Consider the following 25,213-nt stretch of genomic DNA (forward strand, 5'->3'; position numbering starts at 1 on the left):
GCCCCTCTTTGGCAGTCGCCGTCCTTGCCGGACGGTCATCTTGTCACAGGATATGAAAAAGGGCAGCCCTTTCTACAGTGACTGCCCCTCTTGATCGGTCACGCCGAACGCAAGACCTGCTCAGCTTCCGAGCGCAGTCTTCACGGCTGCAGCGGCGTCGCCGCCATCGAAAGTGGTCACGCCGGCGATCCACGGGGCAACCGCGTCCGGATGCTTCTTGAGCCAGTCGGTCGCGGCCGTGTTGGCGTCGGCGCCCTTCAGGATCGCGTCCATCATCTCGCCTTCCATGTCGAGATTGAACTTCAGGTTGGCGATGAACTTGCCAGCATTCGGGCACTCGGTGGTGTAGCCCTTGCGCACATTGGTGTGCACGGTGGCGGCGCCGAAGCCGCTGTCGCCCATGCCATCGAGATAGGTGATCTTCATGGCACCCATCACCGGATGCGGCGTCCAGCCGAGGAAGGCGATCCATTCATTGCTCTTCATCGACTGCTCGGCCTGCGTCAGCATCCCGGCCTCCGAGGATTCGACCAGCTCGAAGCCTTCGAGATTGTCCTTCGGGTTCTTGATCATGTCGAGGATGATGCGGTTGCCGTCATTGCCGGCCTCGATGCCATAGATCTTGCCGTTGAACTTGTCCTTGAACTTACCGATATCGGTCAGCGATTTCACGCCGGCGTCAGCGACATAGGTCGGCACGACGATGCCGTAGCCGGCGCCACTGAGGTTTTCGCTGATGGTCTCGACCGAACCGTCGGCGGTGTAGTCCTTGATGTCGTTGGTCATCGACGGCATCCAGTTGCCGAGGAAGACATCGAGGTCCTTGTTCTTCAGCGACGCCATGGTCACCGGCACCGACAGCTGGATCGTCTGCGGCTCATAGCCGAGCGCGGTCAGCAGCACGGAGGCGACGCCGGTCGTCGCCTGGATGTCGGTCCAGCCGACATCGGAAAGGCGCACCGCCTTGCAGCTCGCCGGATCGCCGGCAAAGGCAGCGCTGGTGGACAAAAAAGCCGCCAGGCCGAGGCCGGCGACGAAAGAGTTCATACGCGACATAGACAGTCTCCCATTGTGATTCTTTGGCGAAGCGTAGCTACGGTTTCTCTGCCCGCCTTGTTTCGTCAGCCAAACACCATTCTGGTGTGGTTTCAAGCATTAAGGCAATCACGATCAACGGCGCGGGCTGGCCAATCAGCGACACATCAGGCGCTTTTGCCATGCCGGACGGCTTTTTCGAAGACCGGCCGGCTTTTTCAGGGGAATGCGGGCGACCGCCCCTCCCCGTATCAGGGCAAGTCGCCTTAAAAGAGCGGCATGGCCAAGCTTTACTTCCACTACGCGACCATGAACGCCGGCAAGACGACGATGCTCTTGCAGGCCTCTTACAATTATCGCGAGCGCGGCATGGGCACGATGCTGTTCGTCGCCGGCCACTACCGCAAGGGCGACACCGGCCTGATCTCGTCGCGCATCGGCCTAGAGACGGAAGCCGAGATGTTCCGCGATGGCGACGATCTGTTCGCCCGCGTCGCCGATCATCACGCGCATACATCGGTGCATTGCGTCTTCGTCGACGAGGCGCAGTTCCTGGAGGAAGAACAGGTCTGGCAGCTCGCCCGCATCGCCGACCGGTTGAACATCCCGGTCATGTGCTACGGCCTGCGCACCGATTTCCAGGGCAAGCTGTTTTCCGGCTCGCGCGCGCTGCTGGCCATCGCCGACGATTTACGCGAAGTGCGCACCATCTGCCGCTGCGGCCGCAAGGCGACGATGGTCGTGCGCCTCGGCCCCGATGGCAAGGTGGCGCGCCAGGGCGAGCAGGTGGCGATCGGCAAGGACGTCTATGTGTCGCTCTGCCGCCGCCACTGGGAGGAAGAGATGGGCCGCGCCACGCCAGACGATTTCATCGGCTTCATCAAAGGCTGACTCTGTCTCTTGGCTTTTGGAGCAATTCCAGGGGAAGCGCTATGTGCTTTCCCGGGATTTGCTCCGGGCTCACACGGTCGAGACACGCCGTCTCGGAAACCGCCAGCCAAGCCGGACACCAAGCGTCGCCAACGCGATCAGCGCCATGCCGACTGCCTGCGCCGGTCCGAGGGGATGCCCATAGATCGCCCAGTCGACGATGATGGCGACGACCGGGTAGATGAAGGTGATGACGCCGATCACCGGTGTGGTCAGGCGCGGAAAGGCCGAATTCATCAACACATAGGCGATACCAGTGTGCAGCACGCCGATGCCGAGCAGCCAGCCCCACGACGCAGGCGCAATATGTTGGCCGATGCCGGCGAACGGGGCGAGCATGACGACCCCCACCACCGTCTGGCAGAGTACCGTGATTTCGGCGCGCTGCTGGCCAAGGCCTTTAGCGAGGATCGTTGTAACGGCATAGAGCAGTGCGCCGCCCAGCGTCAGCGCAATGCCCGGCGCCCAGTTGGCATCGGCATGGCCGTGCGCGAAGACCAGGCCGCTGGCCAGCACGACGCCGAGAAACGCACCGAGCATCCACAGCAGTTGGTCGGGCGAGATGCGCTCCTTGAGGAAGACGACACCGATCAGGACCACGAAGAACGGCTGGATATGGTAGATAATCGTCGTCGTGGCGATCGACGTCATGGCGAAGCCTGCGAAGAAGGCCGTCCAGCTCAGCACCATGCACACGCCGGCAAGTGCTGCAAGGGCAAGCCGGGACGGCAACAGCGTCCGATCCGGCAGGTAGCCGCGCAACAGGCACCATATGAGAAGGAAGATCGCGCCGAACACGCATCGCCAGAAGACGACGGCGACGGGATGCAGCCCCGATTCCGTGGCGAAGGCGCCGACCGTGCCTGCGATCACCATTGCCAGAGCAAGGCTCGCGGCCGGGAAGCGGGCTGTCGAGACGTCCGTCATGTGGTGGTTCCCAGCGATCCCAGCAACCATCTGGTCACTGGCACCACCTTCAAACAAGCGAATAGATTTGGAATGACCTATTCGATATGCTGATAGCACCATGGCCGCGCCACTCGATCTCAATCTGCTGAAAACCTTCGTCGCCGTCGTCGAGAGCGGCAGCCTTTCCAATGCAGCACCCAGGGTCGGCCGCAGCCAGTCGCGGTCAGCATGCAGATGCAGCGGCTGGAGGAGATGGTCGGCAACCAGCTTCTGGTGCGTGGTCCCAGAACCGTCACTCCCAATGCGATCGGCGAGGATTTCCTGATCTATGCGCGCCGGTTGCTGAAACTGTCGGATGAAGCCTGGGCAAGCGTCACCCGGCCCAAGGAGACAGGCAGCGTCCGCTTGGGGGTGCCCGACGATTATGCCGCCTTCCTCCTGCCGCCCGTGCTCTCACGCTTTGCGGCGGAGCATCCCCTGGTGACGGTGGAGTTGATCTGCGAACAGTCGACCGCGCTGGTGAAGACGCTGGCGGAGGGGCGGCTGGATCTGGCGATCATCACCCGCTTGCCGGAGCAGCCGCTTGAGGTGATCCGGCTGGAACGCTTCGTCTGGGTCGCCTCGCCCAACCATGTCGCCTGGGAGACCGACCCGCTTCCGGTCGCCTTGTTCGAACCGGGCTGCGCCGCCAGGATGAACGTCCTGCAGGCGCTGGGCGATGCCGACCGCTCCTATCGCTGTACCTATTCGAGCGCCTCTCTGCTTGGCCTGATCGCCGTCGTCCAGGCCGGGCTCGCGGTGGCTGGCCTCGCCCTGCGCAGCGTACCGCCGTCGCTGCGCATCGTCGGCGGCAATGAAGGGCTTCCGGTGCTGCCGGACCTCGAAATCGGCATCCTGCGCAACCCGCTGTCGACGACCCAGGCAGTCGAGCGGCTGAATGATTTCCTGCGCCGCGATCTGGCACAACAGGCCTGACCCGAAGGCCTGTCTTCCGCAATCCCGGCGCGGTGCAGCGTTTCTTAAGGCCTCGGCCCTATAAGGCCGCCAGCCAGAGCTCTCCGGGGTCAGCCATGTTTCGAGCCGCTTCGTTCGCCAGCATTCTTCTCCTCGCCACCTCGCTCGCCGCCCATGCCGGCGGTGATCCAACCCTTGGCAAGAAAGTCTTCAACCGGTGCATGGCCTGCCATGAAGCAGCCACCGACCGCGACAAGGTCGGTCCGCATCTGTTGGGCGTCGTTGGCCGCACCGCCGGAAGCGCCGAGAGTTTTCTTGGCCGCTATTCAGAGGCGATGAAGAGTGCCGGCGCCGCCGGCCTGGTCTGGGATGAAGCCAATCTCGCCGAGTATCTCAGGGCACCCAAGCTGAAAGTGCCCGGCAACAAGATGGCGTTTGCCGGCCTGACCAAGGACGACGACATCGCCAATGTCATCGCCTATCTGAAGGCCGATCCCAAACCCTGAGCCGCTGTTCGTCAGCTCTGTAAAGCCGGCTTTCTCCTCGCATATCGCGGCCGCGATTGCTTCGGTGGTTTGCCCAATACAAAGGCATCCGTGCGCCTTCGCCTAGCCGCGTGAAAGTTCAATGACAGCTGAACTATGGCTGGCCGGCAAGCTAATCACGCCAGGCCCCCGCCTTCACTGGCTTTCAAGACCCTGATGGATTCTTTTGTTTTCACACCGCCCTTGTCTTCACGTCTTTCAATCCCCCGATGCCCCACATATATTCGCCGCTGTTCGCGACCAGCGACGTCATGCCGAAGCGGGAGGCCCCAATGGCGACATTGCAGAATTTCGACGCCGAAATTGCCAAGACCAAGCAGGTCGTGCAGGACATGCGCTCCAAGATCGAGCAGTCCGGCACCATGCTTGATACGCTCGCCACATCAGACAAGAAGATCGGCGACGCCAATTTCGACCTCGAGAACGCCCGCATCGAGGATGTGCTGAAGCAGCAGAAGGTGATGGAAGGCAACATTGCCGACCTGATCATCGGGCTGGAGGACGCCACCAACGTCTTCGGCGCCGAGTTCGAGAGCATGAAGAACTACACCGGCTGGGAAAAGTTCATCGGCGTCTTCTCCAGCCAGAGCAAGCAGCGCATGCGCACCGACCGCGTACGCAACATGTCGCTGGCCGGCAATCTGCAGGAACTGCTGGTCAAGTCCGACACCATCGTCGGCATATTGAAGGCGCAGAAAGAGGTCCTCGACCAACGCTACAAGACCTCGGAAACCAGCCTGTCGCAGGTGATCGAGCGCCGCAAGACCACCATGACCAATCTCGAAGCCGTGCAGAAGCGCATCGAGGAACTCAACCCGATGCTGCTCGACATCGAAAACAAGATCGCCGCTTCCACCAGCCAGAAGGACCGCACGCAGCTCGAAGGCGACCGCTCCAAGCTGGCGACGGAATACAACGAAAAGCAGGCCAAGGAGCAGGAGCTTCTGGCCGAGAGCCAGACGCTCGAGCGTTACACCTCGATGTTCCAGACCTTCGTCGATTCGCTCAACAACCAGATCGCCGCGCAGTCGACGCTGATCAACAAGCTGACCATCGATACCGAGCAGCGCATCGTGCTCTACAAGGCGCTGGAAGATTCGCTGAAGACCGCAGCTCAGCAGGACGTCGCCCACAAGATCAACACGCTGGGCAGCCAGGTCGACAACACCGCCGAGGAAACCATGGCCGGCATCGGTGCCGCTTCGCAAAAGCACATCGGCGACCTGCTCGAGATGCACGAGAAGAACATGGTCGCCACGGCCGACATCCAGCGCCGCAAGAAGCTGGCCGACGATGCCTTCGCCCGCCGCTTCGACGAGGTGCTGAAGAAGCACAATTCGGCAAACTACGTGCAGTCTTAGGGGTGACAGGACTGCCCGCGAGCGCACAGGCATGACCCCCGAAAACGAAGCGGCGGCACGGTATTTCTCCGCCATCACGGCCGCGCTGAACGGCCTTGAAGTGTTCATGCGCGACGATCGCTCGCCGCTCTACCGGCATGGCATCGTCGCCAAGATCGTCGCCGAATACATCGCCCGGCTCGACAAGTCGTTTTCCTGCTGGCGCAACCGGCTGGGCTTCATGGACACGTTCCGCATTTCGCGCGCCGAAAGCGGCTTCCCGGTGTTCCAGAACCTGCTCGAACTGGAAAACGACCGCCGCCAGGCCGATGCGCGGCTTGCCAACATCCCGCTCGCCGGCGAGTTGCGCGAGGAAATGGCCGACTTCATCCTGCGCCACAAGGAATTCCCCGAGGCGCTGCAGAAGTCGATGGCCGAGCGGCTTTATCTCGAGGACGTGAAAAGCGAGAACACTTTCGGCCCGTTCACCCTGGCGCAAACGGCCAAGGTCTCGGTCAATCCGAAGACGGGGCGGCCTTATTATCTCGTCCACTGGGCGACGTTCGACGGCAGCGCCAACCTGCCTCTGGTCTACATGGTGACGGTGGAAGATTCGTCCGAAACGATGATCCGCCAGCTCGTCGACAGAAACGGCAAGCTGAACGAGACGATCGATATTCCGCTGCCGGTCGATGGCCTGCTCAATCCCGAGCTTGCCCACCGTTTCGACGATTTCACCGAGAAGAACTCCGCCTATACGCTGTCGCCGGCGACCATCGCGGTCAATCTCGACAAGGATTTCGAGCCGCTGCATCCCAAGCAGCTGCGCCGCGTTGTGCTCGGCCCGTTCTATTCGGCTGGCATCACCGACAACAATTCGACGGTGACCGAGGTTCTGGCCAAGGTGCGCAAGCCGGAAAATGCCTGGCTTTTGACCTGGACCATCCAGGAGGTCTATTCCAAGGCAGAAAAGCCCGGCCGCAAGGGCCTGTTTTCCAGCGAGAAGACGACGCAGGAATTCTTCATCAACACCGACGATCTGGAAGCCGCGCGCCAGGGTGTGTCGAGCTACGAAAACCATGCGCTGATCCCGCACGAAGCCTATCAGGCGCTCTACGCCGCCGGCGAGGCGCAGAAGATCTTTGCCGGCTACAAGGTTCACATTCTGTCCAACGGACAGGTCATCTCAGACGTCTGACCGTCACACCACGGAGCACCCTTCATGGATACCGGCCTGACCACCATCCCGGAAGCCGCCATCGAGAAGCACCGCGCCACCGCGCAGAGCTTCATCACCCGCGTCGTCGTGCTGGAGGACCCGTCTAGCTCCTCCGGCACAGCGCTTGCCGGCACCAACCGCCGCTTCGTTTCGACCGTCTCGGTCGGTTCGGTGCGCCGCACGCGCGAGGTCGAGCTGGCCAAGACCGTCGGCGCCGTTCATCCCGACGACCAGCTGCTGACCATTCCGCAGCACACGCTCCTGTTTCGCGCCCGGCGCGGCACGGCGATCGCGCTGGCAATATCGGATGTCTTCGCCGAAGGCTCGGACCTCGAAAGCCTGCAGGCCAGGAACACCCGCGCCCCGCTCGAAGGCGACGAGGCGTCCACCTTCAAGAAGCTTCTGTCGGCCTCGGCTTACATTTCGGCCTTCAGCCTCGCCTCCTATCTCTTCCAGCTGATCGACAGCGACGGCGAGGCGCCCAACGACAGTCCCGAACCGGACTTCCTGTTCGACACGCCGCAGGATGCGGTGAAGTCTATCCTCGCCGGCCTCGACAAGGCGATATCGGGATCGTCCGACGACGCCGATTTGATGACAAGGGCGCGTGCGTTCGCCCGCGTCACCATCGACGGGCTTCTGGCCCGCAAGGGCCGCTTCGACGGCATCGGCCCGTTCGAGAACACCCATATCCGTATCGATGCCGACGATTTCACCCTCGATGGTTTCGACGTCGCGCCGGGCAAGCGCTCAAAACCGCTGGTGATGACCTTCAAGAAGCCGGAAGAGGTCGTCGGCAACCACATCGCCAAATACCAGTCGGTCAAGCTCGCCAAGATGCTGATGGCCTACGATTTCGAGCGCGAACTCAATCCGTTCGTCGAGCTCGGCGGCTTCCTGTTCACCTTCATCGGCGACGGCGCCCCCGGCACCGGCAAGACGACGCTGATCCAGATGATCGCCGGCCTCGTCAACGGCTACTGCCAGGTCGCCGGCTATCCCTTTGCCTACGAGAATTTCGGCGTCGACCAGATCTCGTCCTATCAGGGCAAATCAGGCCAGAACTGCCGCCAGTTCATCAACAATGTGCTGAACCCGCGCGTCATCGGTTTCGGCACCATCGACGACATCGACCAGGTGGCGGCCAGACGCTCCGACGACCGCGCCTCCGCCGGCCAGCAGGAAATCACCGGCGTCTTGATGGATGCCTTCGCCGGTGCCGGCACCGTGGTGCGCGGCAACTGCTCGTTCGGCATGTTCTCCAACTATCCCGAAAATGTCGACGACGCGCTGCGCCAGCGCGCCGGCGCCCGCTGGCTGGTCGACGGGCCGCAGAGCCGCGACGACTACATCGATATTTTTGTCCTGCTGGCGGGAAAAAACCACAAGATCCCGCTCGGCGACCACGATCTCTACGCCGCGCAGGAGATCCAGCGCGCCGTGACCGAGGCTTATGAGGAGCACGAGAAGCCGCAGGAAGATGGGCTGATGAAGGTCTACGAACGCTACATGAAGGAGAACGGCGCACCGAAATCGATGGCCGACATCGGCACCTATCTGCACCTGATCAAGGATGCCGAGCCCCGCTTCACCGGCCGCGCCATCAAGAACGTCACCGACGCCATCAAGATGCGCGCCATGGACATCGAGCTTCCCGACGACTGGTTCGAGAAGCCGGAACTCTTCATGCACAAGGGCTACGACGAGAAGAAAGCGATGATCGAGGAACTGCGCGGGCCGTTCTCGATGGACATGGTCATGCAGGAGATCAACCGCTACGCCGACTCGGAGTTCCGCTATTCCGACAAATCCGACGACTCCGCCGTACAAAAGCTGCTGCGCGACGCCCGCCTGCGCGAACGGGCCGCGCGCGAGATGGAGGAGATGAAGAAGAAGGGGCTGTGGAATGCCTAGAGGTAGGCAATGAGCCCCGCCAAGAAACCCGATCTCCTGCGCGACAACGAGCTGATCTATGGCCGGCTGCTGACGGTCGACGAGCCGCATCTGATCCAGCGCTACAACAAGGCGCTGGCCGCGTTCGGCTTGAAGCCGACGAAACTGAAGACCTTCCAGATCGACCGCACCGGCTTCTCGCCCGAAGTGGCCGAGGAATGCGACGACTATGACTATCTCGATCCCAACGAGGTCAACCGCCGCTTCATCATCCTGACGCCGTCGCAGATCGACCTGCCGGTGGTGCACACCGCCTTCTCCAACACCTCGCAGCTGATGTTCGAGTTCATGTCCAAGAACCAGCGCGCCATCGATGCGCTGACGATCAAGGACGTCATCTACGGCGAGATCGAGGATTCCGTTCCCAAGGTCAACGACATCGAGGATTTGCTGTCGATCAGCCAGGTCGAGTTCAAGGTGCTGTCGGCCGAGGATGTGCTGGGCAAGGCCGCCGAGCTCGGCAAGCTCGTCGACCGGCTGAAGCAGGAGCCCGACGCCTGGCGCGACAGCGCCATGCTGAACCGCATGGTCGAGCTCGCCAAGATCTGCGGCGACATCCGCGAGAACGCGCTGGTGCCCGACCAGGTGATCTTCCGCCACAACGCCTACTGGACCAGCCATTTCGGCGGGCTCTACGTGTTCGTCGACCCGGATGTGACGACGGTGATCAGCGATCCGGCCGCCCCCGGTTTCCGCCGCTCGCGGCCGTGGCAGGTCAGCTATCTCTCGATCAACGACGCCGACAAGGTGTACAAGTTCCTCGCCACCACCGGCCGCATCGAGTTGCCGCGCGCCTCCTGGGTCGAGGCCTCGGGCTATCTCGAGCACCGCGCCGAGATGGTGGTGCGCGCGCTGATCCGCGACGCCGAGCCGAACCGCAACTTGACCAATGTCGACAAGGTCTGGCTGCAGACCTGGATCCAGAGCCATGCCGACCTGATCACCAGGGACGGCAATTTCCCTTTCCTCAACGCCGCCAAGCGCGAGATCGCCCAGCTCGGCCACCTCAAGATCGAGGATGTCTTCCCGCAGCAGCGTTTCCTGGTGATCCGCGCCAAGCCAGACCACCCCGACGCCTGGCTGACCAACCGGCTGATCTCGGATTTCGTGCCGTCGGACTTCGTTTCGCGCTACATCTTCAACAAGGACGGCTTCTACAAGGACTATGGCGGCTTCAGCGACGCGTGGCGATCGCATGTTGTGGACGTTCTCAAAACCACATATTTGAAGGACAAGGTGGCGTTTCGCACACGCCTCTACGGCCTGACTGACTAATGCATGTCGCCCAAAAGTGACCTCGGTTTTGGGAAAACGATATGCATAAACCAAAGACCTAAAGCGCGTCGCATGAATCCGTTTCGACGCGACGCGCTTTAGAACGAAATGAACCGTCATTTCGTTCTAACTTGTTGTTTTGGCGCATGATGTTATCCAAAAGTCTGCAACTTTTTGGCATCATGCTTTGAGGGGGTGATACAGCCATGCTCGATCCGATCGTGAACTTCTTCACCCGCATTTTCCAGTGGATTGGCCGCGGCATCGGCCTGTTGATCGGCGTCATCCTGTGGCCGTTCCTGTGGGCCGGGCGCTGGTACACGCAGCGCGGCTGGATCCTCAAGGCGGCGGTCGGCCTTGCTCTGCTGGTGCTGATCGGCCTCTACGCCAATTTCTTCTATGCCACCCAATGGTGGAACAATTTCAACCCGAACTATCCCGACACCTACACGTTCGAGAAGCGCAATGTCTCCGCCGGCGAACAGGTCTCCGCCGGCGCCGGCACCGACACCGCCAAGACCTGCGGCAACTCCGGCATTGCCCAGATCGCCGCCGATCTGACCGACTTCAACGTCAACCAGAATGCCTGGATCTCGTCGATGATCCTCTACAAGCTTGGCCTGTTCGGCATCGACTGGGACCATACGCCGTGGATGGACAACAAGGCTTCGTTCCAGCGCGGCATCAACCAGGCGGTGCGGCGCACCGCGACGGAACTCGCCGACAATCTTGGTCGTGTGCGCACCACCTCGCAGATCGACAGCGATTTGCAGAATGCCCGCGGCAACCTGCAGTTCGACGAGGAGACCTGGTATTTCGGCCTGAATCCGTTCGGCCCCAAGACGCCGACGCCAAGCTACTATCGCGACGCCGTGCGCATGCTGCGTTCCTTCAACGCTCGCCTTGCCACCTGCCAGGCGACATTCGACGCCCGCGCCGACAATCTGAAGCAATATATCGACCGTATCTCATCCGACATCGGCTCGACCTCGGCTATCCTCAAGGAACGCGCCGAGAACCACAACAATGGCTGGTTCGACTTCCGCGCCGACGACCGCTACTGGTTCGCCTATGGCCAGCTCTATGGCTATTACGGCCTGATGAAGGGCGCCGAGGCCGACTTCGAGGACGTCATCAAGGAAAAGCATCTGCAGAACCTGTGGGACACGATGGACTCGCAGTTCGTTTCGGCGCTGAAGATCCAGCCTTTCATCATCGCCAATGGCCGCGAGGATGGCTGGCTGTTGCCGACGCATCTGACGACGATGGGCTTCTATGTGCTCAGGGTGCGCTCCAACATGGTCGAAATCAGCAACGTTCTGACGCAGTAGCGCTGTTCCATTAGGGACCAGGCGATGGCGAATTTGCGCCGTCGCCTCTGTCGCATTCCGTGCATTGTGCGGCTGTTTTGAGACGGCGGAACGGCGCGTCCTCTGGCTTCTATACGGCGCGGCAACGGAGCCAGGAAGAACCGACGACAGGTCGGCCGGTCCGCAGAGGAATTTTCTCTAGAGGAAACATAGTTGCATACAAGTTGACGCCGCGGCAGCGACAGGGTTAGAACATGCCCGCGCCCGGTTCCAACCTGCTTGCCAATAAGATCAAACCCGTCCCCTCCACCGTCCAATCCAGAGGAAAGCCGTCATGGCCGAAGTGAAGTCCGACATCGAGATCGCGCGCGGCGCCAAGAAAAAGCAGATCCAGGAGATCGGCCAGAAGATCGGCATCCCGACCGAACACCTGCTGCCCTACGGCCACGACAAGGCCAAGATCTCTGCCGAATTCATCAAGTCGGTGAAGGGCAACAAGGACGGCAAGCTGATCCTCGTAACCGCCATCAACCCGACGCCGGCCGGTGAAGGCAAGACCACGACCACGGTCGGCCTTGGCGACGGCCTGAACCGCATCGGCAAGAAGGCGATCGTCTGCATCCGCGAGGCTTCGCTCGGCCCGAACTTCGGCGTCAAGGGCGGTGCCGCCGGCGGCGGCTATGCGCAGGTCGTGCCGATGGAGGACATGAACCTCCACTTCACCGGCGACTTCCACGCCATCACCACGGCGCACAACCTGCTTTCGGCGCTGATCGACAACCACATCTACTGGGGCAATGAGCTCGGCATCGACACCCGCCGCGTCGTCTGGCGCCGCGTCATGGACATGAACGACCGGGCGCTGCGCGAGATCATCTGCTCGCTCGGCGGCGTCGCCAACGGCTTCCCGCGCGAGGGCGGTTTCGACATCACCGTCGCCTCGGAGGTCATGGCCATCCTGTGCCTGTCGACCGACCTGAAGGATCTGGAAAAGCGCCTCGGCGACATCATCGTCGCCTACCGCCGCGACAAGTCGCCGGTCTATGCCCGCGACCTCAAGGCCGACGGCGCCATGGCCGTGTTGCTCAAGGACGCCATGCAGCCGAACCTGGTGCAGACGCTGGAGAACAACCCGGCCTTCGTGCATGGCGGCCCGTTCGCCAACATCGCGCATGGCTGCAACTCGGTCGTCGCCACCACGACGGCGCTCAAGCTTGCTGACTACGTCGTTACCGAAGCCGGCTTCGGCGCCGACCTCGGTGCTGAAAAGTTCTTCGACATCAAGTGCCGCAAGGCGGGCCTGAAGCCTGCGGCGGCGGTCATCGTCGCCACCGTGCGTGCCATGAAGATGAATGGCGGCGTCAAGAAGGAAGATCTCGGCAAGGAAAACGTCGAGGCGGTGAAGAAGGGCTGCGCCAACCTCGGCCGTCACATCGAGAACATCAGGCAGTTCGGCGTGCCGGCGGTGGTGGCCATCAACCACTTCTATTCCGACACCGACGCTGAGATCCAGGCGATGAAGGACTATGTCGCCTCGATGGGCGAAGAAGCGATCCTGTGCAAGCACTGGGCTCACGGCTCGGCCGGCATCGAGGATCTCGCCAACAAGGTGGTGGCACTGGCCGAATCCGGCGCCTCGCAGTTCGCGCCGCTCTATCCCGATGCCATGCCGCTGTTCGAGAAGATCAACACCATCGTCCAGCGCATCTATCGCGGCTCGGAAGCGATCGCCGACAAGTCGGTGCGCGACCAGCTCAAGGCCTGGGAAGACGCCGGCTACGGCCACCTGCCGGTCTGCATGGCCAAGACCCAGTATTCCTTCTCGACCGACCCGAACCTGCGCGGCGCGCCGACCGGCCACACCGTGCCGGTGCGCGAGGTCAGGCTTTCGGCCGGTGCCGGCTTCGTCGTCATCATCTGCGGCGAGGTCATGACCATGCCCGGCCTGCCGAGGGCGCCGTCCTCGGAAAAGATCTTCCTCAACGAGGCGGGCCATATCGAAGGCCTGTTCTAAAGTCCTTCAATTCAAAACAGAAAGGGCGCCGCAGCGATGCGGCGCCCTTTCGGATAGCCCTAAGCAGCGCTGCGCGACAGCGCCCGCTGGTTGGAGCCGAAGATCGTGTCGCGCTCCGGCAGCGCGCCGGTCTGCAGGCACTCGACCCATTCCGCGGTCTTGAGCACGGCGGCAAAGCGCGACTGCAGGATGATCGTGACCACGCGGTGGATCTCCTCGGCCGAGGCGTAGCCGGCGCTGTTGGCGTAAGGCACCGAGCCCGTCGCATCCGACAGGAACTCGACGGCAAAGCCCATATGCACGGCGTGGATGATGGTCGACAGGTCGCAATTGTGCGTCATGTAGCCGACCACCGTGATCGTATCGATGGCGTTGGCGCGCAGCCAGTCTTCCAGATCAGTGCCGGTGAAGGCGGAGGGCAGGTTCTTTTCGACATAATGGTCGCGCTCACGCCTGGCGATCTCGGGATGCAGTTCGCCGCCATGGCTTCCCCTGGCGAAGATCGGTGAGGTCTCGGGCGCCATCTGCTTGACGACCACCACCTTGATGCCGGCCGCTGCCGCCGCGTCCATGGCGCGTGCCACATGGACGACGCTGTCGCGGAATGGCGGATGCTGGATGGCCAGATTGCCGCCGTCATAATCGTTCTGCACATCGACGACGATCAGCGCCCGGCGTGGCGTGGTGTTGGCTGGGTCAGACATGGTGTTTTCCTTTCCGGCTTGAATGCGATGGGTGGAAAATAGGCGGGTTGCCGAGCTGCCGAAAGTGGCCCAATTGACATCATCCGAAAGAATCGGGACAATCTGCATTCAACCGCCGGAAGCACCCATGACCGACCCGATCATTGCCGTCCTCGCCTTCGACGGCATCAGCCCGTTCCATCTTTCCGTGCCGTGCCTGGTCTTCGGCGAGGACAGGACAGCACTTGGCCTGCCGCGCTTCGACTTCCGTATCTGCGCGGTTAAGCCTGGCCCGATCCACACCGAGGCCGGACTGACAATTGCCGCGCCGCATGGGCTCGAAGGGCTCGACGGCGCCGATATCGTCATCATTCCAAGCTGGCATCATCTCGGCGAGCCGGCATCGCCGCCGCTGATGGAGGCGTTGCGCCGGGCGCACCAACGCCGCGCCTTGATCGTCGGCCTGTGCCTGGGAACCTTTGCCATCGCCGCGGCCGGGCTGCTTTCCGGCCGACGTGCCGCGACGCACTGGGCCTATTGCGAACAATTGCAAACACTCCATCCTGACATCGCTGTCGATGCCGCGGTGCTCTATGTCGACAATGGCGATGTCGTCACCTCGGCCGGCGTCGCCGCCGGCCTCGACTGCTGTCTCCACATCGTGCGCGCCCGCTACGGCGCGGAAGCGGCACTGCGGCTCGCCCGCCAGATCGTGCTTTCTCCGCATCGGCAAGGCGGGCAGGCACAATTCATCGAGCATTCCGTGGCAAGAGGCGCCGATGCCGACCGCTTCACCCAGGCCCTGGACTCGGTTCGCGCTACGCTTGGCGAGACGCATAGCCTCGACAGCGTCGCCGAGGCCGCCGGCCTGACCCGCCGCACCTTTACCCGGCGCTTTCAGAAATCGATTGGCGCCAGCTTTGGCGATTGGCTGACCAGCCAGCGGGTCGAACTGGCGCAGCGTCTGCTGGAAGCGACGGAGAAATCCATGGACATGGTGGCCTTCGAAGCCGGCTTCGGCAGCGCCACCTCGCTGCGCCAGCATTTTTCGGCAAGGCTCAGGACATCGCCGGCGCAATACCGGCGCGAGTTCTCCAGGCGGGCCGATCGGGACGAACGCGTGGTGCTGTCGTCCTGATCGTTCAAACCCGCTTGACTGGCCGCGCCGGATTGCCGACCACCGTGGCGTTCGCCGCCACGTCGCGCGTCACCACCGCGCCGGCGCCGACAATGGCGCCTTCACCGATGCTGACGCCGCCAAGGATGACGGCTGAGCCGCCGATCCACGCATTGGCGCCGATCTCGACCGGTCGGGCGATCTCCAGTCCGGCCTGCCGCCCACTGGCCTCCTTGTGGTGCTCGGCGCAGTAGATCTGCACATTGGGGCCGAGCAGCGTTGCGTTGCCGATGCGCACGCTCGCCGTGTCGAGGATGGTGCAGCCGGCATTGAGAAACACGCTGTCGCCGAGAAAGATGTTGAAGCCATAGGCGCAGTGGAACGGCGCCTCGATACGGGCGCCCTCGCCGGCTCTTCCTAGCAGTGCCTTCAGACCCGGTCCAAGATTGCCGCGTTGCCGCGGCGGCAGCAAGTTGTGCTCGAACACCGCATCTCGCGCTATCACCCGCAAGGACTCCAGTTCATCATCGAGGCAGGTGTACCATTCGCCGGCCACCATCTTCACGCGCTCGCTTTCAGCCATGACGCGGTCTCCAGTTCACGTCCTTGCAAAGCACAGGTACAGCCAACAGAAAAGCGCCGATGCCAGTACTGGTCAAATATTGGACCTATGGTAGCCTGTGACTCAAGGCCGTCCTGGCCCGGTGATCGAGGGGGATCGACCATGCTCTATATTCTCGCACTTCTGATCGGCGTCATTGCCGGTCTTCGCGCCATGACCGCGCCGGCCGCTGTCGCCTGGGGCGCTTATCTCGGCTGGCTGCCGGTTGCCGGCACCTGGGCGAGCTTCATGAGCCACTGGGCGGCTGTCGGCATCTTCACCATCCTGGCCATTGTCGAGTTGGTCACCGACCAGTTGCCATCGACTCCGAGCCGCAAGGTACCGCAGCAGTTCGGCGCTCGCATCATCATGGGCGCTTTCACCGGCGCGGTGATCGGCGCCACTGGTGGCGCCACCATCGGCGGCCTGGTCGCGGGCGCCATCGGCGCTGTCATCGGCACGCTGGGCGGCGCCGAAGCACGCGGCAGGCTGGCAGCCGCCTTCGGCAAGGATCCGCCCGCCGCCTTCATCGAGGACGCGGTGGCGATCATCGGCGGCTTGCTGATCGTGGCGGCGGTGGCATGACGGCAAAAGCCTTCGACGCCATCATCATCGGCGCCGGCCAGGCGGGATCGCCATTGGCCGGACGGCTGACGGCCGCCGGCATGAGCGTGGCGCTGATCGAGCGCAAACTGGTCGGCGGCACTTGCGTCAACACCGGCTGCATGCCGACCAAGACCATGGTCGCCAGCGCCTATGCCGCGCATCTGGCGCGCCGCGCCGCCGACTATGGCGTGACGCTCTCAGGCCCTGTCGGCGTGGATTACAAGGTGGTCAAGGCGCGCAAGGACAAGGTGGCCAACGACGCTCGCGGCAATCTGGAAACCTGGATCGCCGGCATGGACAAATGCACCCTCTATCGCGGCCATGCGCGTTTCGAATCCGCCAACACGGTGCGCGTCGGCGACGATCTGCTGACCGCCGAAAAGATCTTCCTCAACACCGGCGGCCGCGCCTCGGTCCCAGACCTGCCCGGCATCCACGATATCGACTATTTGACCAACTCGTCGATGATGGACCTCGACGTGCTGCCGCGCCATCTCATTGTCGTCGGCGGCAGCTACATCTCGCTCGAATTCGCGCAGATGTTCCGCCGCTTCGGCGCGGAAGTCACCGTCATCGAGAAGAGCCCGCGCCTGACCGGCCGCGAGGACGAGGATGTCTCCGCCGCCATCCTGTCGATCCTCGAAAACGAAGGCATCGCGGTCCATGTCGGCGCCGACGACATCGCTTTCGCCAGACAGGGTGACGACATCGCCGTGACCTTCTCCGCCGGCAAGCCACCGGCGGTCGGCTCGCACGTGCTGCTAGCGCTGGGGCGGACGCCCAACACGGACGATCTCGGCCTGGAAAGGGCCGGCGTCGAGATCGACAAGCGCGGTTTTGTCACCGTCGACGACCAGTTGCGCACCAGCGTGCCCGGCATCTGGGCGATGGGCGACTGCAACGGCAGGGGCGCCTTCACCCACACCTCCTACAACGACTACGAGATCGTCGCCGCCAACCTGCTGGACAACGATCCGCGCAAGGTCAGTGATCGCATCGAAGCCTATGCGCTCTATATCGACCCGCCGCTCGGCCGCTGCGGCATGACCGAGGCCGCGGTTAAGAAATCCGGCCGTCGCGCGCTGGTCGGCCAGCGGCCGATGACCCGCGTCGGCCGCGCTATCGAAAAGGGCGAGACGCAGGGTTTCATGAAGATCCTGGTCGATGCCGACACCAGGGAGATCCTCGGCTGCTCGGTGCTCGGCCCCGGCGGCGATGAGGCTATCCATTGCGTGCTCGACCTGATGTACGCCAAGGCGCCCGTCGACACGCTGGCGCGTGCCGTCCACATCCACCCCAATGTCTCGGAACTGCTGCCCACCATTGCCCAGGAGCTGAAGCCGCTGGCCTGACAGCCTGTTGGCGATCCATTTCAAAGCTCTTCCTTTTCTGCATCGCTGCAATGCAGCAATGCAGCTTGCGCACGGTGGCGTCCTTCGCGCAGTGTCGAATTTGAACCGATTCAGTCTGGACACTCCATGCCCTTGCCGATCCTTGCGCTTGCCATTGCGTCCTTCTGCATCGGCACAACCGAATTCGTCATCATGGGCTTGCTGCCCGAGGTCGCCGCCGACCTCGGCGTGTCGATCCCATCTGCGGGCCTGCTGGTCACAGGGTATGCGCTGGGCGTCGTCTTCGGCGCCCCGATCGTCGCCATGGCCACTGCGCATTTGCCGCGCAAGCCGGTGCTGGTCGGGCTGGCCGTGCTGTTCGTCGTCGGCAATCTGTTTTGCGCCATCTCGCCCAACTACTGGACGCTGATGGCCGCGCGCGTCTTCACCGCTTTCGGCCATGGCGCCTTCTTCGGCATCGGCTCGGTCGTTGCCGCCAGCCTGGTGCCCCGCAACAAACGCGCCAGCGCCATCGCGCTGATGTTCGCCGGGCTGACGCTGTCCAACATCCTGGGTGTTCCCGCCGGAACCGCACTTGGCGAAGCGTTCGGCTGGCGCTCCACCTTCGTTGCCGTGGTCGGTATCGGCCTGATCTCGGTGGCAGCGATCGCCTGGCTGGTGCCGTCCGATGTCGCCCAGCCAAGCGGTGGCGGCCTGCGCGGCGAGCTGCGCGTGCTGGGCAAGCTGCAGGTCTGGCTGGCCATGCTGATCGCGGCGCTGACCTCTGCAAGCCTGTTCACCGTCTTCACCTACATCAAACCCTACCTCACCGAGGTATCGGGCTTGTCGACCTCCGCAGTCACGTGGGTTCTGCTGCTGTTCGGTGCGGGCATGACCATCGGCAACATTATCGGCGGCAGACTGGCCGACTGGAAACTGATGCCGACAGTGATCGGCACGCTGCTGCTGATGGCCCTGCTCTTCGTTGGCTTCAGGCAGTTCGGCGCAATCGCAAGCGTTGCCGTCGGCATCGTCTTCCTGTGGGGTCTGCTGATCTTCGTCGTTGTGCCGCCGCTGCAGATCCGGGTCGTCGAGGCCGCTTCCGAGGGGCCGAACCTCGCCGCCACGCTGAACCAGGGCGCCTTCAATGTCGGCAATGCCAGCGGCGCCTGGATCGGCGGCGTGGCCCTTTCCGCCGGTGTTTCCTATGCCAATTTGCCGCTGGTCGGCGCAGCACTCGCTTTGTTGGCGGTCACCGTCGCCGTGCTGTCGCAGGCGCTGGACCGGCGCGCGCCGGTCGTCCCGCTTCCGGCTGAATAGTCTCTTGCGCCCATAGCGCGGCAGGCTGGACCAATCGACATCGGCGCCTTCAAATCGCATGTCTTCTGGCTCTTGATGGAGGAAGTCATGCAGAAATCGATCGAGCGCATCGCCGGCGAAAGCGAAGGGGTTTCCTACGAATTCCCGCTGTTCCGCTTCACTGGTTCCGACAAGGCTGCTCCTTCGGCATACCTGCAGGCGGCACTCCATGCCGGCGAATTGCCGGGCGTCGTCGCCATCGACGCGCTGATGCCGATGCTTGCCAAGGCGGAGGCCGAAGGCCGCATCAAGGGCGACCTCACCATCGTGCCCTGGGCCAATCCGATCGGCCGGGCGCAATATCATTTCGGCGAGCATCAGGGCCGCTTCCATCTCGGCACGCGCACCAATTTCAACCGCGGCTTTCCGCTGCTCGCCGCGCCCGACACAGCGCTCTTGCCCGACACCACGCTTGGCAGCGTCGACCAGCGGCTGAAGACGCGGCTGGTGCAGCTCTCGCTCGGCCATGACATCGTGCTCGACCTGCACTGCGATGACGAGGGCCTCGCCTATCTCTACGTCCACACCAGCCTGTGGCCTGCCATGGCCAATTGCGCCGCCGCCATGGGCGTCGATGCGGTCGTGCTGTGGAGCGAAGACACCGACGGCACCTTCGAGGGCGCCTCGATCATGCCCTACCAGAATGTCCCAGCTGATGTGGCCAAGCTCGACCGCCGCGTCGCCACCACGGTCGAGTATCGCGGCATCCTCGATGTCGACGGCGCCCTGGCCGCCTCTGACGCCGACGGGCTCTACCGGCTGCTGGTGGCACGCGGCGTGATCGCCGATAGCACCCTGCCCGCGCCGGGTCCTTTCACCGGCTTCGTGGCGCCATTGGAAAACATCGACATGATGCCGGCGCCACGGGCCGGTGCCGTGCTCTACGATGTGAAACCCGGCGACCGCGTCGCCAGGGGCGCGCGCCTCGCCACCATCGTCCATGCACCGGGTGAAACCGATGGCCGCACCGAGGTGTTCGCGCCGCAGGACGGCATCATCCTGACCCGCCGCTCGCGCCGCATCATCCGCGCCGGCGAGGATCTTCTGAAGCTGGTCGGCGACAGGAAGAGCGCCGACGCCCGGTCGGGAACGCTGGAGGACTGACTTAACCCGAAATAGCCAGTCGCGCCTTCGCCTCCAGCCATTCCGCCATCTGCCGGTAAGGCACCGGGCCGTGGCTGATGCGGGCGACGCCGAGTTCGGCCAGCCGCTGGCGCGGCGGCACGTGCGCCAGCGCAATGATGTTGACCGGCAGCGCAATTGCCTTGCAGAGCGTCTCGATCAGGCCCTCATCGCCAAGGCCCGGCGCAAAGAAGCCGTGCGCGCCGGCTTTTTCGAAGGCCTGTGCGCGCTCGATGGCCTGGTCGAGCAGGACGTCGTCATGCGCATCCGGTTTCGCCTTGAGGAAGATGTCGGTTCGGGCGTTGATGAACGCCGGTATGCCGGAAGCCTTGACGGCCGCTGCCGCGGCTTCGATGCGTTTTACCTGGACAGAAATGTCATGCAGGCCGGTGCCGCCGACAATCTGGTCTTCAAAATTGAAACCAATTGCGCCGGCCCGCAGCGCCAGCGTTACCGTGCGGGCAACGATTTCGGGATCAACGCCGTAGCCACCCTCGAGGTCCATGGTCACCGGCAGGTCGACGGCAGTGACGATGCGCTTGATGTTGTCGAGCGCCAGCTCCAGCGGGATTTTCTCGCCATCGCCATAGCCGAACGCGGCAGCCACCGGCCAGCTTCCGGTGGCGATCGCCTTGGCCCCTGCTTTCTCGACGATCTTGGCCGAGCCCGGATCCCAGGCATTGTAGAGAACGATCGGGTTTCCCTTGATGTGGAGGGAATGGAACGTCCGCGCGCGCTCGATCTGCTCGGTCATGGTTGTTTTCCCGTCTTCCTGCTGTTGGATAGCCAATCTAAGCGGCGCTGCCGGCTTTGGCGATGTGCCATGAGTTGCAGAAGCGGCGGCCAAAGAACAGACTTTCAAACCTGTTGCGCATCCTCCTTTTCGCAGCTATGGATTTCGCCATGAATATGCGTTCGATCAAGACCATTTGGTGGTGGGCCTGCTGACAGCGGCCTGTTCGAACACGTGCGCGTGAAAAGAGAGGGTGGCCGCAACGGAAAGTCCGGGCGGCCATTTGTTTTTTCCAAGCCATTCCCGGGTCCGTTGCCCCAAGAAGCTGATGGAGACGGCAATGACGATGAAGGTTCTGGAAAACGGCGCGGAAAGTTTCGTGACCGCGGGTGGCATCACCATCACGCGCGCGCGCCACGACCGGCCCTATGCGGGTGCGATCGACGCTTACGTCGACGGCCTGAATTCGCGCCGCGGCGCTGTATTTTCCTCCAACTATGAATATCCCGGCCGCTACACGCGCTGGGACACCGCCATCATCGACCCGCCTCTGGTCATCTCCGCGCGCGGCCGCGCCATGCGCATCGAAGCGCTGAACGGCCGTGGCGAGGTGTTGTTGCCGGTCATCGGCAAGGCACTCGCCAGCCAGACGGATGTCACCATCGCCGAGACGTCGAAGACACTCATCCGCCTCGACGTCGCCAAGCCGGGCCGTGTCTTCACCGAGGAGGAGCGCAGCCGCGTCCCTTCAGTCTTCACGGTGCTGCGCGCCATCACCGCTCTGTTCAAGACCGAGGAAGACGCCAATCTCGGTCTTTACGGCGCTTTCGGCTACGACCTCGCCTTCCAGTTCGACCCGGTCGACTACAAGCTCGAGCGCAAGCCAAGCCAGCGCGACCTGGTGCTTTTCCTGCCCGACGAGATCCTGGTCGTCGACCATTATTCGGCCAAGGCCTGGACCGACCGCTACGACTATGCCGGCGAGGGTTTTTCGACCGAAGGCTTGCCGCGCGACGAAATCGCCGAGCCGTTCAAGAGCCCCGACCGCATCCCGCCGCGCGGCGACCATGAACCGGGCGAATACGCCAATCTGGTGCGCAAGGCGATGGATTCGTTCAAGCGCGGCGACCTGTTCGAGGTCGTGCCCGGCCAGATGTTCTACGAGCGCTGCGAGACGCAGCCGTCCGAGATTTCGCGCAAGCTGAAAGCCATCAACCCCTCGCCCTATTCCTTCTTCATCAATCTGGGCGAAGGCGAATATCTGATCGGCGCCTCGCCGGAAATGTTCGTGCGCGTCAACGGCCGCCGCGTCGAGACCTGCCCGATCTCGGGCACCATCAAGCGCGGCGACGATGCCATTTCGGACTCCGAGCAGATCCTGAAACTGCTGAACTCCAAGAAGGACGAATCCGAGCTGACCATGTGTTCGGACGTCGACCGCAACGACAAGTCCAGGGTCTGCGAGCCGGGTTCGGTGCGCGTCATCGGCCGCCGCCAGATCGAGATGTATTCACGCCTGATCCACACTGTCGACCACATCGAAGGCCGGCTGCGCGAAGGCATGGACGCCTTCGACGCCTTCCTGTCGCACGCCTGGGCGGTCACCGTCACCGGCGCGCCGAAACTGTGGGCCATGCGCTTCATCGAGCAGAACGAGAAGAGCCCGCGCGCCTGGTATGGCGGCGCGATCGGCATGGTCAATTTCAACGGCGACATGAACACCGGCCTCACCCTGCGCACCATCCGTATCAAGGACGGCATTGCCGAAGTGCGCGCCGGCGCCACATTGCTGTTCGACAGCATTCCCGAGGAAGAAGAAGCCGAAACCGAACTGAAGGCATCCGCCATGCTCTCCGCCATCCGCGACGCCAAGACAGGCAATTCCGCCAGCACCGAGCGCACCACCGCGCGCGTCGGCGACGGCGTCAACATCCTGCTGGTCGACCACGAGGATAGTTTCGTTCACACGCTGGCCAATTACTTCCGCCAGACCGGCGCCAATGTCTCGACAGTGCGCTCGCCGGTGCCGGAAGAAGTCTTCGACCGGCTGAAACCCGATCTCGTCGTGCTGTCGCCCGGCCCCGGCACGCCGAAGGATTTCGATTGCGCCGCAACCATCAAGAAGGCGCGCGCCCGCGAACTGCCGATCTTCGGCGTCTGCCTTGGCCTGCAGGCATTGGCGGAGGCCTATGGCGGCGAACTGCGGCAGCTGCACATACCGATGCACGGCAAGCCGTCGCGCATCCGGGTCTCCAAGCCCGGCATCATCTTCTCGGGCCTGCCCAAGGAAGTGACCGTCGGCCGCTACCACTCGATCTTTGCCGATCCGGTGCGCCTGCCCGACGATTTCATCGTCACCGCCGAGACCGAGGACGGCATCATCATGGCCTTCGAACACCGCAAGGAGCCGATCGCCGCGGTGCAATTCCACCCGGAATCGATCATGACGCTCGGCCACAATGCCGGCATGCGCATCATCGAGAACATCGTCGCCCACCTGCCGCGCAAGGCCAAGGAAAAGGCCGCCTGACGATCATGGCTGAAGCCGAGAACACGATGGCGATCGCGGCCAAGGCGGCCGCGAAGCGCAAGATCGCCAATCTCGCCTTCTGGTCGATTATCGTCGCCTTTGTCGTGCTCGCGCTGAAAGCTGCCGCCTGGTACGTTACCGGCTCTGTCGCGCTCTATTCGGACGCGCTGGAATCGATCGTCAACGTCATCGCCTCGGTCGCCGCCTTCTGGGCGATCCAGGTCAGCCACAAGCCGGCCGACCAGGATCATCCTTTCGGCCATCACAAGGCCGAGTATTTCTCGGCAGTGCTGGAAGGCGTGCTGATCGTGCTTGCCGCGCTCTTGATCCTCAACGAGGTCTGGCGCTCCTGGCAGACCCCTTCACCCTTGGAACAGCCTTGGGAAGGTCTTGCGGTCAACGGCGTTGCCACGGTCATCAATGCCTTCTGGGCCTGGACGCTGATCCGCGCCGGCAGGGCTGAGAAATCACCGGCACTGGTCGCCGACGGCAACCACATCATGACCGACGTGGTCACCTCGATCGGCGTCTTCGGCGGCCTGGTCGGAGCGATCCTGACCGGCTGGCAGATCCTTGACCCCGCACTTGCCGTCCTCGTGGCGCTGAACATCCTGTGGCAGGGCTGGCATGTCATAGGCTCGTCGATGAACGGCCTGATGGACCGCGCCGTCGACACCCAGGAACACATGCGCATCCGTGACGTCATCTCGGCCAATTGCAAGGGCGCGCTCGAGGTTCACGACCTCAAGACGCGCATCGCCGGCCGCGCCACCTTCATCGAGTTTCATCTGGTCGTCGACGCCGACATGTCGGTCGGCGCCAGCCACGTCATCTGCGACCGCATCGAGGACGCGCTGAAAGCCGAAATCCCCTCGGTACGCGTCACCATCCATGTCGAGCCCGACGACGAGGCCAAGCTGCCCAAGGGCACGACGGCCGTGCCGTTTGCGTGAGGTCAGTTCACCAGGTCTGGATTGAGAGGTCCTTGACTCGCTCGAATTCCCGTACATTACGGGTAATCAGGCTGAGGTTTCGAGCACGCGCCTGCCCGCCGATCAAGGCATCGTAGGGACCAATCGGAGTCCCTAACGTCGCTAGCGTTGCCCGAATCTCGCCGGCATGTCTCGCGTCTTCCCGGTCGAATTCGAGCATCGGGAATTTCAGAGCTTCGATGCTTGCCAAGTTTTCGGCCCTTCGCCGGCTCTTTTCAGCGCCATAGTATAATTCGTGCAAGACAATCGCCGATAGCGCAAAGTCCTGCGGTCTGTGCCGTTTCAGCAGCGCCAGCAGTCCGTCATCGAGCTTTATGAGCGCGATGACGGCATTGGTGTCGAGCAGATAGATCACTTGAAAACGTCATCCAATGCAGGTCGATCCTGCTGGTCGTGATGTTCGAGCGCTGCCTCGACGAAATCGTCATCAACTGTTCCGACCAATTGGTCTAGCCACGCCCAGTCCTGCGCAAGCGGTTCCAGAATGACGGTTTGCCCGTGACGGCGGATCGAAACCTCATCTGTTTCGAAACGGAACTCCTTGGGCAGACGCACAGCTTGTGACCGGCCCGACCAGAACACTTTCGCCTTGTCCATCATGCTATCCTCAAATGAGATATAGCAAAGATATATCCCTTCACGGCGACATAGACAA

Annotated in this window: 24 protein-coding genes; 17 read left to right on the forward strand and 7 right to left on the reverse strand. The window is 62.8% G+C overall.

The window, feature by feature from the left end:
* Positions 1-120: 120 nt before the first annotated feature.
* On the reverse strand, positions 121-1,056 hold the full coding sequence (locus MESCI2_RS0128430; RefSeq protein ID WP_027039425.1) for a choline ABC transporter substrate-binding protein: 936 nt from the start codon (positions 1,054-1,056) through the stop codon (positions 121-123).
* Between the two features lie 258 nt (positions 1,057-1,314).
* Here MESCI2_RS0128430 and MESCI2_RS0128435 point away from each other — a divergent pair, with 258 nt between their 5' ends.
* The gene (locus MESCI2_RS0128435) at positions 1,315-1,926 is read left to right on the forward strand and encodes a thymidine kinase (protein ID WP_027039426.1); all 612 of its coding nucleotides are present in this window, start codon (positions 1,315-1,317) and stop codon (positions 1,924-1,926) included.
* A 69-nt stretch (positions 1,927-1,995) separates the two neighbouring features.
* Here the strand turns inward: MESCI2_RS0128435 and MESCI2_RS0128440 are convergent, their stop codons facing one another.
* A complete protein-coding gene (locus tag MESCI2_RS0128440; RefSeq protein ID WP_027039427.1) occupies positions 1,996-2,892 on the reverse strand; it encodes a DMT family transporter in 897 nt (298 codons plus the stop codon).
* 100 nt (positions 2,893-2,992) lie between these two features.
* Here MESCI2_RS0128440 and MESCI2_RS1000000139090 point away from each other — a divergent pair, with 100 nt between their 5' ends.
* The 9 genes from MESCI2_RS1000000139090 to MESCI2_RS0128480 all read left to right on the forward strand — a co-directional run bounded on the left by MESCI2_RS1000000139090 (position 2,993) and on the right by MESCI2_RS0128480 (position 13,484).
* On the forward strand, positions 2,993-3,199 hold the full coding sequence (locus tag MESCI2_RS1000000139090; RefSeq protein WP_245270487.1) for a helix-turn-helix domain-containing protein: 207 nt from the start codon (positions 2,993-2,995) through the stop codon (positions 3,197-3,199).
* Positions 3,103-3,849: a LysR substrate-binding domain-containing protein gene (locus MESCI2_RS01000000135840; protein WP_245270488.1), complete on the forward strand. Its 747-nt coding sequence runs from the start codon at positions 3,103-3,105 to the stop codon at positions 3,847-3,849. Before MESCI2_RS1000000139090 ends, MESCI2_RS01000000135840 begins: the two co-directional genes overlap by 97 nt.
* A 95-nt stretch (positions 3,850-3,944) precedes the next feature.
* The gene (locus MESCI2_RS0128450; protein ID WP_027039428.1) at positions 3,945-4,334 is read left to right on the forward strand and encodes a c-type cytochrome; all 390 of its coding nucleotides are present in this window, start codon (positions 3,945-3,947) and stop codon (positions 4,332-4,334) included.
* Between the two features lie 311 nt (positions 4,335-4,645).
* A complete protein-coding gene (locus MESCI2_RS0128455; protein ID WP_027039429.1) occupies positions 4,646-5,734 on the forward strand; it encodes a hypothetical protein in 1,089 nt (362 codons plus the stop codon).
* A 31-nt stretch (positions 5,735-5,765) separates the two neighbouring features.
* On the forward strand, positions 5,766-6,911 hold the full coding sequence (locus MESCI2_RS0128460; RefSeq protein ID WP_027039430.1) for a hypothetical protein: 1,146 nt from the start codon (positions 5,766-5,768) through the stop codon (positions 6,909-6,911).
* Positions 6,912-6,935: 24 nt separating this feature from the next.
* Positions 6,936-8,846, forward strand: coding sequence for an AAA family ATPase (locus MESCI2_RS0128465; RefSeq protein WP_027039431.1), 1,911 nt, complete (start codon positions 6,936-6,938; stop codon positions 8,844-8,846).
* Between the two features lie 9 nt (positions 8,847-8,855).
* Positions 8,856-10,160 carry a DUF6638 family protein gene (locus tag MESCI2_RS0128470; protein ID WP_027039432.1) on the forward strand — a complete coding sequence of 435 codons (1,305 nt, stop codon included), beginning with the start codon at positions 8,856-8,858 and terminating at the stop codon, positions 10,158-10,160.
* Between the two features lie 206 nt (positions 10,161-10,366).
* Positions 10,367-11,491 (forward strand): DUF2333 family protein, encoded by a 1,125-nt coding sequence (locus MESCI2_RS0128475; protein WP_027039433.1) that lies wholly within the window; start codon positions 10,367-10,369, stop codon positions 11,489-11,491.
* 313 nt (positions 11,492-11,804) lie between these two features.
* Positions 11,805-13,484, forward strand: a complete 1,680-nt coding sequence (locus MESCI2_RS0128480; RefSeq protein WP_027039434.1) for a formate--tetrahydrofolate ligase — start codon at positions 11,805-11,807, stop codon at positions 13,482-13,484.
* A 59-nt stretch (positions 13,485-13,543) separates the two neighbouring features.
* Here MESCI2_RS0128480 and MESCI2_RS0128485 read toward each other — a convergent pair whose 3' ends face one another.
* Positions 13,544-14,188: a cysteine hydrolase family protein gene (locus MESCI2_RS0128485; RefSeq protein ID WP_027039435.1), complete on the reverse strand. Its 645-nt coding sequence runs from the start codon at positions 14,186-14,188 to the stop codon at positions 13,544-13,546.
* A gap of 127 nt (positions 14,189-14,315) precedes the next feature.
* Between MESCI2_RS0128485 and MESCI2_RS0128490 the strand changes: the two genes are divergently transcribed.
* The gene (locus MESCI2_RS0128490; RefSeq protein WP_027039436.1) at positions 14,316-15,305 is read left to right on the forward strand and encodes a GlxA family transcriptional regulator; all 990 of its coding nucleotides are present in this window, start codon (positions 14,316-14,318) and stop codon (positions 15,303-15,305) included.
* A 4-nt stretch (positions 15,306-15,309) separates the two neighbouring features.
* On the opposite strand, the gene MESCI2_RS0128495 is transcribed toward MESCI2_RS0128490, so the two are convergent.
* Positions 15,310-15,867 (reverse strand): sugar O-acetyltransferase, encoded by a 558-nt coding sequence (locus MESCI2_RS0128495; protein ID WP_027039437.1) that lies wholly within the window; start codon positions 15,865-15,867, stop codon positions 15,310-15,312.
* Positions 15,868-16,008: 141 nt separating this feature from the next.
* Here MESCI2_RS0128495 and MESCI2_RS0128500 point away from each other — a divergent pair, with 141 nt between their 5' ends.
* The 4 genes from MESCI2_RS0128500 to MESCI2_RS0128515 all read left to right on the forward strand — a co-directional run bounded on the left by MESCI2_RS0128500 (position 16,009) and on the right by MESCI2_RS0128515 (position 20,285).
* Positions 16,009-16,470 carry a membrane protein gene (locus MESCI2_RS0128500; RefSeq protein ID WP_027039438.1) on the forward strand — a complete coding sequence of 154 codons (462 nt, stop codon included), beginning with the start codon at positions 16,009-16,011 and terminating at the stop codon, positions 16,468-16,470.
* Entirely contained in the window at positions 16,467-17,843 is a 1,377-nt protein-coding gene (locus MESCI2_RS0128505; RefSeq protein ID WP_027039439.1) for an FAD-containing oxidoreductase, read from the forward strand. The genes MESCI2_RS0128500 and MESCI2_RS0128505 overlap by 4 nt, the downstream gene beginning before the upstream one ends.
* A gap of 126 nt (positions 17,844-17,969) precedes the next feature.
* Positions 17,970-19,142: an MFS transporter gene (locus MESCI2_RS0128510; protein ID WP_027039440.1), complete on the forward strand. Its 1,173-nt coding sequence runs from the start codon at positions 17,970-17,972 to the stop codon at positions 19,140-19,142.
* A gap of 87 nt (positions 19,143-19,229) precedes the next feature.
* Positions 19,230-20,285 carry a succinylglutamate desuccinylase/aspartoacylase domain-containing protein gene (locus MESCI2_RS0128515; protein ID WP_027039441.1) on the forward strand — a complete coding sequence of 352 codons (1,056 nt, stop codon included), beginning with the start codon at positions 19,230-19,232 and terminating at the stop codon, positions 20,283-20,285.
* Between the two features lies 1 nt (position 20,286).
* Here the strand turns inward: MESCI2_RS0128515 and MESCI2_RS0128520 are convergent, their stop codons facing one another.
* Complete coding sequence (locus MESCI2_RS0128520; RefSeq protein ID WP_027039442.1) at positions 20,287-21,057, reverse strand: isocitrate lyase/PEP mutase family protein; 771 nt, start codon at positions 21,055-21,057, stop codon at positions 20,287-20,289.
* 319 nt (positions 21,058-21,376) lie between these two features.
* On the opposite strand from MESCI2_RS0128520, the gene MESCI2_RS0128530 reads away from it, so the two are divergent.
* Both MESCI2_RS0128530 and MESCI2_RS0128535 read left to right on the forward strand, forming a co-directional pair.
* Positions 21,377-23,566 (forward strand): anthranilate synthase, encoded by a 2,190-nt coding sequence (locus MESCI2_RS0128530; RefSeq protein WP_027039443.1) that lies wholly within the window; start codon positions 21,377-21,379, stop codon positions 23,564-23,566.
* A 5-nt stretch (positions 23,567-23,571) separates the two neighbouring features.
* Complete coding sequence (locus MESCI2_RS0128535) at positions 23,572-24,519, forward strand: cation diffusion facilitator family transporter (protein ID WP_050596711.1); 948 nt, start codon at positions 23,572-23,574, stop codon at positions 24,517-24,519.
* A 7-nt stretch (positions 24,520-24,526) separates the two neighbouring features.
* On the opposite strand, the gene MESCI2_RS0128540 is transcribed toward MESCI2_RS0128535, so the two are convergent.
* Together MESCI2_RS0128540 and MESCI2_RS0128545 are read right to left on the reverse strand one after the other, a co-directional pair.
* The gene (locus MESCI2_RS0128540) at positions 24,527-24,913 is read right to left on the reverse strand and encodes a type II toxin-antitoxin system VapC family toxin (protein ID WP_027039445.1); all 387 of its coding nucleotides are present in this window, start codon (positions 24,911-24,913) and stop codon (positions 24,527-24,529) included.
* A complete protein-coding gene (locus tag MESCI2_RS0128545) occupies positions 24,910-25,155 on the reverse strand; it encodes an AbrB/MazE/SpoVT family DNA-binding domain-containing protein (protein ID WP_027039446.1) in 246 nt (81 codons plus the stop codon). The genes MESCI2_RS0128540 and MESCI2_RS0128545 overlap by 4 nt, the downstream gene beginning before the upstream one ends.
* Positions 25,156-25,213: the final 58 nt, after the last annotated feature.

This window comes from Mesorhizobium ciceri WSM4083 (assembly GCF_000519305.1).
GTDB lineage: Bacteria > Pseudomonadota > Alphaproteobacteria > Rhizobiales > Rhizobiaceae > Mesorhizobium > Mesorhizobium ciceri_B.